The organism is Micromonospora sp. HNM0581 (genome assembly GCF_012726175.1).
In the GTDB taxonomy this organism is placed as follows: domain Bacteria; phylum Actinomycetota; class Actinomycetes; order Mycobacteriales; family Micromonosporaceae; genus Micromonospora.
Genome location: NZ_JAASAD010000021.1, coordinates 1 through 13127, shown reverse-complemented (window position 1 = coordinate 13127; position 13127 = coordinate 1). Strand labels below are relative to the sequence as shown.

Sequence of the window (13127 nt, the reverse complement as noted above, 5' to 3'; positions counted from 1 at the left end):
GCGAGCGAAACACCAGGCACAGCGGACCCGTGGCGGTGCGCGTCGCGGCGGGGTGCAGCGATGAGTGAACCGAACGCGCGGCAGGGCTCTCCGGACAAGGAGCCGGCGAGCGAGGAACAGGCCAACCGGAGCGCGATCGACAACACCGAACGCGCAGAGTCGGCCAGCGTACCCGGTGGGGCCGGGCCACGTCCGACGCTGGGACGGCTGTTCCTGGAGAACCTGTGGGCCGCCAACACCTTCACCGTGACCCTGTTGTCGCTGGTCCTGGCGATGGTCGTCGGTGCCATCCTCATGATCATTTCTGATCCGGAGGTGCTGGCCACCTACTCCTACGTCACCGCCCGTCCCTCCGACGCGATAACCGCCAGCTGGACGCTGGTCAGCGAGGCGTACGCGAACCTGTTCAAGGGCTCGGTCTTCGACCCGGCCGCGACCACCGTCAACACGGCGTTGAGTCCGATCTCGGAAACCCTCACCTACACCGCGCCGTTGGTCTTCACCGGCCTGTCGGTGGCGCTGGCCTTCCGGGGCGGCCTGTTCAACATCGGTGCCCAGGGGCAGGCGACGATGGGCGTCGTCCTGGCCGCGCTCGCCGGTTTCCTGCTGCCGCTGCCGCCCGTACTGCACCTGCTGGTCGCCGTCCTGGCCGGCGCGCTCGGCGGGGCGATCTGGGGGTTCATCCCCGGCATCCTCAAGGCGCGGACCGGCGCCCACGAAGTGATCAACACGATCATGCTGAACTACGTCGCCGTCTACTTCCTCACCTGGCTGATCGTGCAGAACGGGGTGCAGGACCCGGTCCGCACCGATGCGATCAGCCGATCCGTGGACGCCTCCGCGCAACTTCCTCGACTGTTCGGTGACGGGCTGCGCGCCCACGCCGGCATCATCGTGGCCGTGCTGGCCACCTGGGCGGTCGCCTGGCTGCTCAACCGGTCCACGCTCGGCTTCGAACTTCGGGCGGTGGGTGCCAACCCGGACGCGGCCCGCACCGCCGGCATCAGTGTCACCCGGACGTACGTGCTGATCATGGTCTTTGCCGGGGCCCTCGCCGGTCTCGGCGGCTCACAGATGGTACTCGGCACCACCGCCGCCGCCCTGACCCCGCTGGTGGTCGCGCAGATCGGTTTCGACGGCATCCTGGTCGCCCTGCTCGGCCGGGTGAAACCCTGGGGAGTAGCGCTGGCCGCGCTGCTGTTCGGTGCCCTGCAGGCCGGCGGCAACCGGATGCAGTCGTACTCGGGGATCTCGCTGGAGCTGGTCACCGTGCTCCAGGCCCTGATCGTCATCTTCATCGCCGCGCCGGCCCTGGTGAAGGCGATCTTCCAGCTCCGGGCCGCGCGGACTGCCCGGTTGCAGACGAGCCTCGCGAAGGGCTGGTGAGGCATGTCCACCACGGCTGTTCCCGACGTCGCTGTCACGCCGGTCGGTGCGGGCTTCTGGAGTCGTACCCGCAAGGTCGGTCTGGTGCTGCTGGCCCTCGGTCTGCTGGCCACCGTGCTGTTCGGTGCTCTAGCCACCGGCGAGCAGGCCCGTTTCACGCTCAGTGAGGACGCTGCCGGCGCCGCGCTGAAAGTCGACGGTACCGTCGGGGCGATCGTCTTCGGCCTGATCACGCTGGCCGCTGGCGGCACCATGTTCACCGGGCTGCCGAGGCAATGGTTCATTCCGGTGCTCGCCGTCGGCCTGGTCGCCTTCGTGTTGTCGTTCCTGTGTTGGCAGGTCTCCGCCGCACCGGCCGGGCAGAACTTCATGCCGCTGGTCAACATCGTGCGGGGCACCTTCCTCCTGGCCCTGCCGTTGATCTTCGGTTCGCTTGCCGGAGTGCTGTGCGAACGATCCGGTGTGGTCAACGTGGCCATCGAGGGTCAGCTGCTGATGGGTGCCTTCAGCGGTGCGCTGTTCGGCAGCATCTCCGGCAGCGTCTGGGTGGGTTTGGTCGCCGCCGCTGTCGGCGGCTCGCTCATCTCGCTGCTGCTTGCCGTGTTCAGCATCCGCTACCTGGTCGACCAGGTGGTCATGGGTATCGTGCTGAACCTGCTGGCGGTCGGCATCACCGGCTTCCTGTACGAGCGGCTGATGCAGACCGACGCCGCCCGCTACAACAGCGCGCCGCGATTCAGCAACTGGGAGATCCCGCTGCTGTCGGACATCCCGGTGCTCGGGCCGGCACTGTTCCGGGGCAACATCTTCCTCTACCTGGCCCTGCTGCTGGTGCTCGTGATCCACATCGCGCTGTTCCGCACCCGTTGGGGCCTACGGACCCGGTCGGTCGGTGAACATCCGACGGCTGCCGACACCCTGGGGGTACGGGTGCTCGGCCTTCGCTACCGCAACGTCATCATGGCTGGTGCGGTCGCCGGCATCGGTGGCGCGTCGTACACGCTGGCGCTCTTCTCGTTCACCAAGAACATGATCGGTGGCAAGGGCTTCATCGCCCTGGCTGCGTTGATCTTCGGTCGGTGGAGCCCGAGCGGCGCGCTGCTCGCCGCGCTCTTCTTCGGTTTCGCCGACCAGCTGGCCACCTACCTGGGCGCGATCAACAGTGTGATCCCGGGCCAGTTCCTGGCCATGCTGCCCTACCTGGCGACGATCCTTGCCGTGGCCGGGCTGGTCGGTCGGGTCCGGGCACCGGCCGCCGACGGCAAGCCGTACATCAAGGGCTGACCACACCTCTGGTCGGCTGGCCGACCGGTCTGAGCTGGTCAGCAGGCTACGGCAGAATGGCAGGATGAGCGAGATCGACTGGGAGCGGCTGCGTGCCGCCGCCACCGAGGTGATGCGGCACGCGTACGTGCCGTATTCGAAGTTTCCGGTCGGTGCCGCGGCGCTTGTCGACGACGGCCGGGTCGTGGTCGGCTGCAACGTCGAGAACGCCGCGTACGGTGTGGTGCTCTGCGCCGAGTGTGGGGTGGTCTCCTCACTGCACGCCACCGGTGGTGGCCGGATCGTCGCGCTGTCCTGCGTCGATGCCACCGGTGAACCACTGATGCCGTGCGGGCGCTGCCGGCAGCTGCTGTGGGAGCAAGGCGGGCCGGAATGTCTCGTCGAGGCACGGAGCGGGCCGCTGCGGATGGCCGAACTCCTGCCGCACGCCTTCGACGTGGCCGACATCGAGGCGGTGACCGGAGAGCGACCGGTGCCGGTGGTACCCGACCGGCTTGCTGCATGGCGGGGCCGGGGCACCGTCTTCGTCCACCCCGACCTTTCCGCCGGTCAGCAGGTGTGGACGGCCTACTGGGAGCGTTCGGCCGGTGACGACGCGGGCGCCGAGACGGGAGTACTCGAAGAGGGCCCTAGCTGGGACGATCCGGCGGAGGCGATCGTCTGGGGGCTGGCGCGTACGCCCCGCGTGGTGGTGGTCGACGCGTCCGGCACGATCTTCTGGGCCGGGGAGGGCGAACCGCCCACGGAGATCCCGGTTCGCTGGGGTTGAGCTTCGCGGATGGGCCGACCGTACCCGGCTCCGGGCGGTCAGGTTTGATCCCTCTGCCGGGCACGGTCGGCCCATCTCCGGTGGGCACGGTGCGTGAACCGGTATCGCCAACGACTAGGAAAGATCTCCTGATGAGTGGATTTGCGGCGGTTGACGTCATTCGGACCAAGCGTGACGGGGGGGTGTTGTCGGACGGGCAGATCGACTGGGTGCTGGACGCGTACACCCGGGGGTTGGTTGCCGACGAGCAGATGTCGGCGCTGGCCATGGCGATCCTGTTGAACGGGATGACCGGGCCGGAGATCGCCCGCTGGACAGCCGCGATGATCGCCAGTGGTGAGCGGCTCGATCTGTCCGCGGTCGCCCGGCCGACCGTCGACAAGCACTCGACGGGCGGGGTCGGTGACAAGATCACCCTGCCGTTGACCCCCCTGGTCGCCGCCTGCGGGGCTGCCGTTCCGCAGTTGTCCGGGCGCGGTCTCGGCCACACCGGCGGCACGCTGGACAAGCTGGAGTCGATCCCGGGCTGGCGGGCGGCGCTGAGCAACGAGGAGTTCATCGCCCAACTGCGTGACCTTGGTGCGGTGATCTGCGCCGCCGGCTCCGGGCTCGCTCCGGCCGACCGGAAACTGTACGCCCTGCGCGACGTCACCGGCACCGTCGAGGCCATCCCGCTGATCGCCAGCTCCATCATGAGCAAGAAGATCGCCGAGGGAACCGGGGCTCTGGTGCTGGACGTCAAAGTGGGCTCCGGTGCGTTCATGAAGTCGGTCGACGACGCCCGGGAACTGGCCCGGACCATGGTGGAGCTGGGCGGTGCGCACGGTGTGCGGACCGTTGCCCTGCTCACCGACATGTCGACCCCGCTCGGGCTCGCGATCGGCAACGGCATCGAGGTGGCCGAGTCGGTGGAGGTACTCGCCGGTGGCGGGCCGGCCGATGTGGTGGAGCTGACCCTGGCCTTGGCAAGGGAGATGCTCGACGTGGCCGGACTGCCCGACGCCGACCCTGGCGTGGCTCTTCGCAACGGGCAGGCGATGGACGTGTGGCGGTCGATGATCCGGGCACAGGGCGGGGATCCGGACGCCCCGATGCCCGAGGCGACCGAGGTCGAGGTGGTTCGCGCCGAGACCGACGGTTACGTGACGGACGTGGACGCGTACGCCATGGGGGTGGCCGCGTGGCGGCTCGGTGCGGGTCGGGCGCGCAAGGAGGATCCGGTGAGCGTGCCTGCCGGAGTGCTGCTACACAAGCGACCCGGTGACCCGGTGCGCGTCGGGGATCCCCTCTACGAACTGCGGGCCGAGCGGTCGGAGCTGCTTCCGGCGGCGCTGGCGGAGGCCGCTCGGGGGCTGGCCATCGCCGACCGGCCCCCGGCCGCGGTGCCGCTGGTGATCGACCGCGTCGAGTGACGAAACCCCCGGTCCCGGCCATGGTGTCGGAGCGTGCGGGCCGCTATTCTCGCAGGCCAGGGGGGGGACCGTCGGCGTCGAGACGTCGTGATCAGACAGGGATGTTGCCGTGATCGTGCCTGCCCCCGACCCCCGTGAGGTGCGTGAGGCGAGCCTTGAGGAACTGGCCCGGTTGCGGCTGCCGTTGCCGCCGCCGCAGTTTCCGCTGGTCTGGGAACCGGGCGACGACATCGAGCTACGGCCGACAGGGGCGATCGAGGCGCGGATCGCGGTGCTGCACCTGATCCTCGCCCGGTGCTTCGGTATGCCGCCGCAGGCCGCGATGAGCTGGCTGCTCGCCTCACACCTGGTGGAGATGGTCACCCCGCCGGAGTTCCAGTTCGTCACCGGGGCAAAGGGCGACCACCGCTCCTTCGTGCTGCACCACGACGCCCTGTTCTCGCTGGCCTGGGTGCTCGGACTGACCAAACAACTCGACCCCACCATGCCGGCCGACGACCGGCTGGTGGAACGGCTGCCGTACATCGCCGAGGGGGAAACCTTCCGGCAGTGGCGAACCCGGATCCTGGCCGCGCCACAGCACCCGGCGGACGCGGCGGCTCTGCTCGACCTGCACTACTGCCTGGACTGGGCGTACCTCGAGGTGAGCCGCGCCGGTCGGGCCCTGCCGGGGTTGGTGGACGCAAATGCGATCGGTCAGCGACGGTGGGCGCTGGAGTGGGCAGTCGTCCTACGGGGGCCTTATCACGACGAGCCCCCCGGCTGGGAAGAGGTCGATCTTTCCACCTAGACCGGGCTGGCCGGACGGTACGTCCCGAGCCGTACCGCCACGGTCACCCGGACCGGCTCAGCGAGAACACCGATCCGGGCAGCCAACCCCACCGGGTCGGTGTGCCAGGCGCTTGGACCCATGCCGACCAGGGTGGCAACCTCCGCGCGGGACAGTGCCAGGACCTGCCGGTGTACGGTCGTGGACTCCTCGGTGAAGTGTCCGGCCATGCTTGCCGCCACCCGGTCCGCCTTGGTGGGGTCGACCCGGAGCAGACCGAGGGCGGTGACCAGCTCGGTGAGGTGGTCGGTGGCGGGGGTCACCACCAGCAGCCGCCCGCCCGGCGCGAGTACCCGACGGAACTCGGCGCCGTTGCGGGGCGCGAAGACGTTCAGCAGCAGCGCCGCCGAGGCGTCCGCCAGCGGCAGCCGACGCCAGGTGTCGGCCAGCGCGGCGGTGACCCGTGGGTGGGCGCGAGCGGCCCGGCGCGACGCGGACTTGGAGACGTCCAACGCGAGACCGACGGCCTCGGGTGCCACCTCCAGCACCGACGACAGGTGCCGGCCGGTGCCCGCTCCCGCATCCACCACCAGGGGGTACGCGTCGGCGGAAGCGGCCTCGGTGAGGGCGGTGGAGACGATGTCGAAGTGACCGCCGGACAGGAAATCCGCTCGCGCGGCGATCATCCCGGCGGTGTCGCCACTGTGCGCGACGCGGCCGGTGAGCAGGTTGACGTAGCCCTGCCGGGCGATGTCGAAGCTGTGCCGGCGCGGGCAGCGCAACGCCCGGGATCCACCGGTGTCGACCTCGGTGAGCGAGTCGTGGCAGACGGGACAGCGCAGCCGGGCGACGACGCGGGGATCCATCACGGCTGCATCACAGGTCGAGTCTAGGGGCGTGGGTCGGGGCCACCCTGTGTGGCGGAAGGCTCCGACACACGCCCTGCGTGGGTTGCCGGCCGCACGAGCGGACTAGGGTCGGGTGCATGGGTTGTGAGCGGGGCGAGCGGTGATGGGCACTGTTGTCGGGTACGAGGACATCGTCAGGGCGCCGAAGGCGTTGTTGCACGATCACCTGGACGGCGGCCTACGTCCGGCGACGATCGTCGACCTGGCCACGGAGATCGGTCACGAACTGCCCACCAGCGACCCGACGGAGCTGGGGCGTTGGTTCGTGGCGGCGGCCGACTCGGGCTCCCTGGAGCGCTACCTGGAAACCTTCGCGCACACCGTCGCAGTCATGCAGACCGCGTCCGCGCTGCGCCGGGTCGCCCGGGAATGTGCCCTCGACCTGGCCGCAGACGGGGTGGTCTACGCCGAGGTCCGGTTCGCCCCGGAGCAACACCTTGAGCAGAACCTGACCCTCGACGAGGTGGTCGAGGCGGTTCTCGCCGGCTTCGTCGAGGGCAGCACGCTCGCGGCCGAGGCTGGCAAGCAGATCCGGGTGGGCACGCTGCTCACCGCGATGCGGCACGCGGCCCGTTCGCAGGAGATCGCCGAACTGGCCGTACGACACCGGGACCGCGGTGTGGTGGGCTTCGACATAGCCGGTGCGGAGGCGGGTTTTCCACCTACCCGCCACCTGGACGCCTTCGAATACCTCCAACGGGAGAACTTCCACTTCACCATCCACGCTGGTGAGGCGTTCGGGTTGCCCTCCATCTGGCAGGCGATCCAGTGGTGCGGTGCCGATCGCCTCGGCCACGGGGTCCGCATCGTCGACGACATCGTCCCCGGTCCACAGTTCCAACTCGGCCGGCTGGCCGCGTACGTGCGGGACAAGCGGATCCCGCTGGAGTTGTGTCCGTCGTCGAACGTGCAGACCGGCGCCGTCACGTCCATCGCTGAGCACCCGATCGGGCTGCTGCGGGACCTGCGTTTCCGGGTCACGGTCAACACCGACAACAGGTTGATGAGCGGCACCTCGATGTCGCGGGAGATGACTCTGCTCGTGGACGCCTTCGGTTACGGCTGGCGCGAGCTTCAGTGGTTCACGATCAACGCGATGAAGTCCGCCTTCATCCCCTTTGACGAGCGGCTACGGATCATCGACGAGGTGATCAAGCCGGCGTACGCCAAGCTGCTGGGCTGAGAGCGACCGGTCGGCCCGGGTCAGCCGGATCGCGGTGGGTGGCCGGCGGCGAGCAGCCCGGCCACCTGGCGTAGCACGTCCCGGCCTCGGGCGGCCTCAGCACCGAGCCTGGTCTGCCGACGCAACACCGCCGGCTCGGCCCGCAGCAACGCCAGGCCGCGCCGCATGAGGACCCGCGGGCCCTTGCGCTGCTCGGCCAGATCCCGAGCCAACCGGCGGAGGAAGGTCGCGCTGCGTGGTCGGCGCAGGGCGTACGCCCCCGCGAGGAGACCGCGTCGTCGGCACTCTCCGACGATCTCGGCGGCGAAGATCCCTTCGGCCACGAAGAGTGGCGATCTGGTCAGCTCAAGGCGCCGATAGGCCACCCGCCGATCCTTACTGATGGCGTACACCGGCACGTCCGCCCAGCCGTACCGGACCAATTGGTCAATGATCTCCATCGCGGCCTGGGCGTCCCACGAATCGGGCGATTCCCAATCGATCCGACCGTTTCGTAACGGTAACGACGGGTCATCGCCATCCTTGTAGAAATCGTCCAGACATAGCACCGGTAGCCCGGTTTGCTGCGCTATATACGACTTTCCAGAGCCTGATGGGCCAGTTAGAAGGACAACGCGGTGCGGACTGCTCATTACTTCGAGTAACTCCGAACAGACGGAACGCGATCAGATTGCATCACCATCTCATCACACCTCCGGTTGGGGCCAACCTGGGCTTTCTCTTTCGGTGACGGCGTGATGGAATCTCGGATGGTCCGACCCGCCGGGTCGGCTGCTGGGCGTTGTCCGGGGGCAACGCGGACGCTGCAACCACCACGAGGGCGGTGACGTGAGCAAACGGCCGAAGACGGCAGGTTCTCTCCTGTCGCGTCTGCGCCGGCCGGTAGGTCGGCTCCGCGACATGCCGATCTGGTCCAAGCTCGGTCTCATCATGATCGTGCCGACCATCGCCACGGTCGTCGTGGGTACCAGCGGTCTGGTCGACCACCTGGACGCGCTCAACGACGCCAACCGCGCCGGTGACCTTGCCGAACTCATCAGTCAGTCAGGTGAGCTGGTGGACGGCCTCCAGGACGAGCGCACCGCCGCCGTGCTGCTGCTGGGGCTGGATCCGCAGCGGAGCACCGCGGCGCAGAAGGAGGCGGCGTCGGCCCGCTACAACGAGGTCGCGGCGCGGGTCGACGAGGGCAAGGCCCCCTACTCGCGACAGCGGTCCGACCTCACCGACCTGCCCGTCAGCCTGAACACGCTGCTCGGGCAGATCGACGATGGTCTCGGCGACCTGCCGGGGGCCCGCAGTCAGGTGCTGAACGGTAAGTTCCGGATCACCGACGCGCTCCAGTCCTACGACGAGCTGATCAACCAACTGCTCGCCGTGCGGGACTCGGCCAGTCAGCTTGCCGGCGACAACGACCTCAGCGACCGGATGCGGGCTGCGGCTGCGGTGGCCAGGGAGAAGGAGTGGCTCTCCGTCCGCCGGGTGGTCGTGCACCGCGCGTTGATCGCTGGCGGTATGAGCTCGACCCTGCGCACCGACTACATCTCCAGCGAGACCGGTCAGCAGCAGGCACAGCAGACCTTCGACGCGGTGGCCACCGAGGCGGAGGCGGAGTTCCACGCCCAGACCATCGGCGGTGGCGACCGCCGACAGGCGACGATCTACATAAGTCAGGTGAACGCCGACAACTCGCCGGATCTCGCCGGCGTCACGTTCACTCCGCAGCAGTGGGACGAGGCGCTCGTCGCCAACGGCCAACTGATCCGTACGGTCGAGTCGAGGTTCGACTCCGACGTGGTCGGCGAGGCCAGCGATCTGCGCTCCGAGGTGCAGCGAACGGTGTTCCTGGAGACCGGTCTGCTGCTCACGATGCTGCTGCTCGCCATTCTCCTGGCCTTCCTGGTGGCCCGGTCCATGGCCAGCTCGCTGCGTGAGCTGCGTCAGGGCGCGCTCTCCATCGCCCAGTACGGGCTGCCCCAGGCGGTGGCCCGACTGCGTGACCCGCAGGTCACCGGGCAGCTCTCACCGGTGCAGCTGGCCAACCAGATCGCCGAACCGCTGCCGGTGCGCAGCAGGGACGAGTTCGGTCAGGTGACCGAGGCGTTCAACGCGGTCCACCTGGAGGCGGTCCGGACCGCAGCCGAGCAGGCCGCGTTGCGCTCGTCGGTCGCGACGATGTTCGTCAACCTGGCCCGCCGGTCCCAGATCCTGGTGGACCGGTTGATCGGCCACCTCGACCGCCTGGAGCGTGGCGAGGAGGACCCGGACCGCCTGGCGGAGCTGTTCCAGCTGGATCACCTCGCCACCCGGATGCGCCGCAACGACGAGAACCTGCTGGTGCTCGCGGGGGCCGACTCGACCCGGGTGCAGCGCGAGCCGGCCGCACTCATCGACGTGCTGCGGGCCGCCCAGTCCGAGGTCGAGCACTACACCCGTATCGAGTTCGGGGTGATCGACCGGGACATCGAGGTCGCCGCGCACGCGGTCAACGATCTCGTCCACCTGGTAGCCGAGCTGTTCGACAACGCGACCGCCTTCTCACCGCCGGACTCCCAGGTGCTCGTGGAGGCCCGGCGGGTCGGAGACCGCGCCTCGCTGTACGTCGAGGACCGGGGTATCGGCATCAGTGGCGAGCAGTTGGCCGAACTGAACGAACGGCTCGCCACGCCACCGCAGGTGGACGTTGCTGTCTCCCGGATGATGGGTCTGGTCGTGGTGGCCCGGCTGGCCTCCCGCCACGGCGTAAGGATCGAGCTGCGGCCGGGCAGCGACCGGGGCACCGTCGCCGAGGTCACGCTGCCGCCCACCGTGCTGGTGCCCCGGGCGCTGTCCGGCCGCGGGCAGCAGCCCGCTGCCCTGCCGGCCGCCGCGGGTCCCTCGTCCGGCCCGAGCCCGGCGTTCGGCGGGTCGGCCGCATTCGGTAACGGCGCGCACCCACCGGCCCCACCCGCAGCGCGCACCCCGGGCAGCTCGGGGAATCAGGTGACCCTCGGCGGTCGCCCCTTCGACCCAGCCAGCCGTAACGGCTTCGGGACACCGAGCACCGTGGGCAGCGGCGGCAACCTGCCCGCCTGGTCCGACCTGACCGGTGTCAGTGGCACCGGCGGTGGCAACGGCAGCGGCAACGGCTTCGCTCCGGTCAGCTCGAACGGTCAGCCCACCGACCCGCTGCCGCAGCGCCGGTCCACCGACGAGCCGGGCGGCCAGCCACCGGCGATCCCACGCCAGGTGGCGGGCAGCCCCGAGGCCGGGCTGTACGCCCCACCTGCGGTGTCGGCTCCGCCGGTGCGTCCGGTGTCGTCGCCCCCCGTGTCCGGCACGCCGTACTCGGATCCGCCGGTCTCGGCGGCTCCGGTCTCCGGTCACCCCGTGTCTGCCTCGCCTGTATCGGGCTCGCCCGTTTCGCCGCCGCCCGGCCACCCGCTGCCGCAGCGTCCCGTCTCAGCAGCCCCCGGCGCCGCTACGCCGTCGGCTCCTCCGGCCTGGCCGCCGGTGGCCAAGCCGGAGGAGGCCGCACCGCCCGTACCCGAGCGGTTGGCCGCCGCTCTGGACATGACCACCGAGCTGCCTCGGGTGCCACGTCAGACCCCGGCCCCACGTCCCGCCCCGGCACAGAACCAGCCGACCACGCCGACGCCTCCGCAGGCCCAGAACCGGCAGCGGTACGCTGATGAGACGATGGAGCTACCGATCTTCCGGGAGCTTGAGTCGGCGTGGTTCCGTACCCGCCGACCGGGTCCGGAAGAGTCGGCGGGGGCGCGCCGGTCGGCCACCGCCGGAGCGACGACACAGCAGCTCTCCACGGTCGACGTCGCCAATCGGCCGGCCCAGCAGCCCCAGACCGGCCAGCAGCCCCAGACCGGGACGACAGGTAACGCACCGATGGCACAGACTCCGACGGGGGCGGGCGCGCCCGGCGGGAACGGCGCGGCAGCGAGTGACGGGCCTCGGCCCGGCGCTGCCGACAGCGCGCCATCGCACCGCCCGACACCACAGGAGAACATCTGGCAGACCGCAGCCGACGACGGTTGGCGGGCGGCCACGGCTGCCAGCCAGGCGCCGCCGGCTGGCACCACCCAGACCGGGCTGCCGAAGCGCACGCCGATGGCGCAGCTCGTACCAGGGGCGGTCGAGAAGCCCACCACCTCGGTACAGCGCCGTAACCCGGAATCAGTACGCGGTCTGCTCTCCGCCTACCACCGGGGTGTCCAACGGGGACGTACCCACCCCTCGGACAGCAACCCGACCGGCCCGGAGGGAACTCCGGGCGGGCAGCAATCCTCGCAGTCTGGCTCTGGCCCGGTGGCCGGGAGCGGGCAGAAGGAGCAAGAAGGATGACTAGTACGCAGGATCTCGGTTGGCTGCTGGCCAACTTCGCCGATCGGGTGCCCGGTGTCGCGCATGCGGTCGCCGTCTCCGCGGACGGCCTGCTCCTGGCGTCGTCTCGAGACCTTCCGCGGGACCGGGCGGACCAACTGGCGGCGATCGCCTCCGGTCTGGTCAGCCTGACCCAGGGTGCGGCCCGTTGCTTCGAGGGAGGCGCCGTGCTGCAGACCGTGGTCGAGATGGACAATGGCTTCCTGTTCCTGATGTCGATTTCTGACGGGTCGTCGTTCGCGGTACTTGCCGCGCGTAGTTGCGACGTGGGACAGGTCGGTTACGAGATGGCCCTGCTCGTCGATCGGGTAGGCGATGCCCTGACTCCACAGCCGCGTACGGCTGTGGGGATGATGGGCTGATCGTCGCGCCGGCCGGTGGGGGCAGGCGGGGCGACAACATTGCATACGACGGGTAGCACCGGTCCGACCGGTGCCGGGTACGAAGGAGGTGAGCGGCAACATGGCTGATCGTGACGAGCCGACCGGAGCGCTGGTCCGTCCATACGCCGTGACCCGGGGTCGTACCCGTCCCCGCCTCGACATCGCCTTGGAGGCGTTGGTCGAGACGACGGTGCGCGGTCGGGCCGCTGCCACTGGCAACGGTGGCCAAGGCCGTGAGCACCAGTACATCGCCGCGCTGTGCGACGGACGCGTGCAGTCGCTCGCGGAGATCGCGGCGCGGATGCAGCTTCCGCTCGGCGTGGCCCGGGTGCTCATCGCCGACATGGCGACGGACGGCCTGGTCGCGGTCCACGAGCCGACCATCCTGGACGACTCGGACGACGCGGTGGGCACTGAATTGCTGGAGAGGGTGCTGAGTGGACTTCGCAGGCTCTGACATGTCGCACCGGCCGCCGGCCCCGAGCGGGCGCGTGACGTCGGCGAAGATCGTTATCGCCGGTGGATTCGGCGTCGGCAAGACGACGCTGGTCGGCTCGGTCTCGGAGATCACGCCGCTGACCACCGAGGCCATCATGACCTCCGCCGGAGTCGGCGTCGACGACACCCGGCAGGTGCCGGGAAAGACGACGACCACGGTG

General features: G+C 69.7%; 11 protein-coding genes and 1 pseudogene. 10 read left to right on the top strand and 2 right to left on the bottom strand.

Features of this window, described 5'->3' with window-relative positions; genetic code table 11:
• Window positions 1-60 precede the first annotated feature (60 nt).
• The 5 genes from HCA58_RS20425 (at window position 61) to HCA58_RS20405 (ending at window position 5641) form a co-directional block, all read left to right on the top strand.
• Window positions 61-1386: an ABC transporter permease gene (locus HCA58_RS20425; RefSeq protein ID WP_169599452.1), complete on the top strand. Its 1326-nt coding sequence runs from the start codon at window positions 61-63 to the stop codon at window positions 1384-1386.
• A gap of 3 nt (window positions 1387-1389) precedes the next feature.
• Window positions 1390-2670 carry an ABC transporter permease gene (locus tag HCA58_RS20420; RefSeq protein ID WP_169599451.1) on the top strand — a complete coding sequence of 427 codons (1281 nt, stop codon included), beginning with the start codon at window positions 1390-1392 and terminating at the stop codon, window positions 2668-2670.
• A gap of 64 nt (window positions 2671-2734) precedes the next feature.
• Entirely contained in the window at window positions 2735-3439 is a 705-nt protein-coding gene (locus HCA58_RS20415) for a cytidine deaminase (RefSeq protein ID WP_169599450.1), read from the top strand.
• 131 nt (window positions 3440-3570) lie between these two features.
• Window positions 3571-4851, top strand: coding sequence for a thymidine phosphorylase (locus HCA58_RS20410; protein WP_169599449.1), 1281 nt, complete (start codon window positions 3571-3573; stop codon window positions 4849-4851).
• 109 nt (window positions 4852-4960) lie between these two features.
• The gene (locus tag HCA58_RS20405; RefSeq protein ID WP_169599448.1) at window positions 4961-5641 is read left to right on the top strand and encodes a DUF4272 domain-containing protein; all 681 of its coding nucleotides are present in this window, start codon (window positions 4961-4963) and stop codon (window positions 5639-5641) included.
• Here HCA58_RS20405 and HCA58_RS20400 read toward each other — a convergent pair.
• The gene (locus HCA58_RS20400) at window positions 5638-6486 is read right to left on the bottom strand and encodes a putative RNA methyltransferase (protein WP_169599447.1); all 849 of its coding nucleotides are present in this window, start codon (window positions 6484-6486) and stop codon (window positions 5638-5640) included. The genes HCA58_RS20405 and HCA58_RS20400 overlap by 4 nt on opposite strands.
• Before the next feature lie 145 nt (window positions 6487-6631).
• Between HCA58_RS20400 and HCA58_RS20395 the strand changes: the two genes are divergently transcribed.
• Window positions 6632-7711, top strand: coding sequence for an adenosine deaminase (locus HCA58_RS20395; protein ID WP_169599446.1), 1080 nt, complete (start codon window positions 6632-6634; stop codon window positions 7709-7711).
• Window positions 7712-7731: 20 nt separating this feature from the next.
• Here the strand turns inward: HCA58_RS20395 and HCA58_RS23665 are convergent, their stop codons facing one another.
• Complete coding sequence (locus HCA58_RS23665; RefSeq protein ID WP_240956527.1) at window positions 7732-8076, bottom strand: hypothetical protein; 345 nt, start codon at window positions 8074-8076, stop codon at window positions 7732-7734.
• 463 nt (window positions 8077-8539) lie between these two features.
• On the opposite strand from HCA58_RS23665, the gene HCA58_RS20385 reads away from it, so the two are divergent.
• The 4 genes and pseudogenes from HCA58_RS20385 to HCA58_RS20370 form a co-directional block, all read left to right on the top strand.
• A complete protein-coding gene (locus HCA58_RS20385; protein ID WP_169599444.1) occupies window positions 8540-12046 on the top strand; it encodes a nitrate- and nitrite sensing domain-containing protein in 3507 nt (1168 codons plus the stop codon).
• Window positions 12043-12447 carry a roadblock/LC7 domain-containing protein gene (locus tag HCA58_RS20380; protein WP_013731521.1) on the top strand — a complete coding sequence of 135 codons (405 nt, stop codon included), beginning with the start codon at window positions 12043-12045 and terminating at the stop codon, window positions 12445-12447. Before HCA58_RS20385 ends, HCA58_RS20380 begins: the two co-directional genes overlap by 4 nt.
• 100 nt (window positions 12448-12547) lie before the next feature.
• Window positions 12548-12925 carry a DUF742 domain-containing protein gene (locus HCA58_RS20375; protein WP_091634396.1) on the top strand — a complete coding sequence of 126 codons (378 nt, stop codon included), beginning with the start codon at window positions 12548-12550 and terminating at the stop codon, window positions 12923-12925.
• 1 nt (window position 12926) lies between these two features.
• Window positions 12927-13127 (top strand): annotated as a pseudogene (locus HCA58_RS20370) (ATP/GTP-binding protein); the annotation flags it as partial.

What these genes read in the sequence shown, in the direction of transcription:
- HCA58_RS20425 (WP_169599452.1), top strand. Translation starts at nt 61, where the DNA reads ATGAGTGAACCGAACGCGCGGCAGGGCTCTCCGGACAAGGAGCCGGCG.
- HCA58_RS20400 (WP_169599447.1), bottom strand. Translation starts at nt 6,486, where the DNA reads ATGGATCCCCGCGTCGTCGCCCGGCTGCGCTGTCCCGTCTGCCACGAC.
- HCA58_RS20375 (WP_091634396.1), top strand. Translation starts at nt 12,548, where the DNA reads ATGGCTGATCGTGACGAGCCGACCGGAGCGCTGGTCCGTCCATACGCC.
- HCA58_RS20420 (WP_169599451.1), top strand. Translation starts at nt 1,390, where the DNA reads ATGTCCACCACGGCTGTTCCCGACGTCGCTGTCACGCCGGTCGGTGCG.
- HCA58_RS20410 (WP_169599449.1), top strand. Translation starts at nt 3,571, where the DNA reads ATGAGTGGATTTGCGGCGGTTGACGTCATTCGGACCAAGCGTGACGGG.
- HCA58_RS20395 (WP_169599446.1), top strand. Translation starts at nt 6,632, where the DNA reads ATGGGCACTGTTGTCGGGTACGAGGACATCGTCAGGGCGCCGAAGGCG.
- HCA58_RS20415 (WP_169599450.1), top strand. Translation starts at nt 2,735, where the DNA reads ATGAGCGAGATCGACTGGGAGCGGCTGCGTGCCGCCGCCACCGAGGTG.
- HCA58_RS20380 (WP_013731521.1), top strand. Translation starts at nt 12,043, where the DNA reads ATGACTAGTACGCAGGATCTCGGTTGGCTGCTGGCCAACTTCGCCGAT.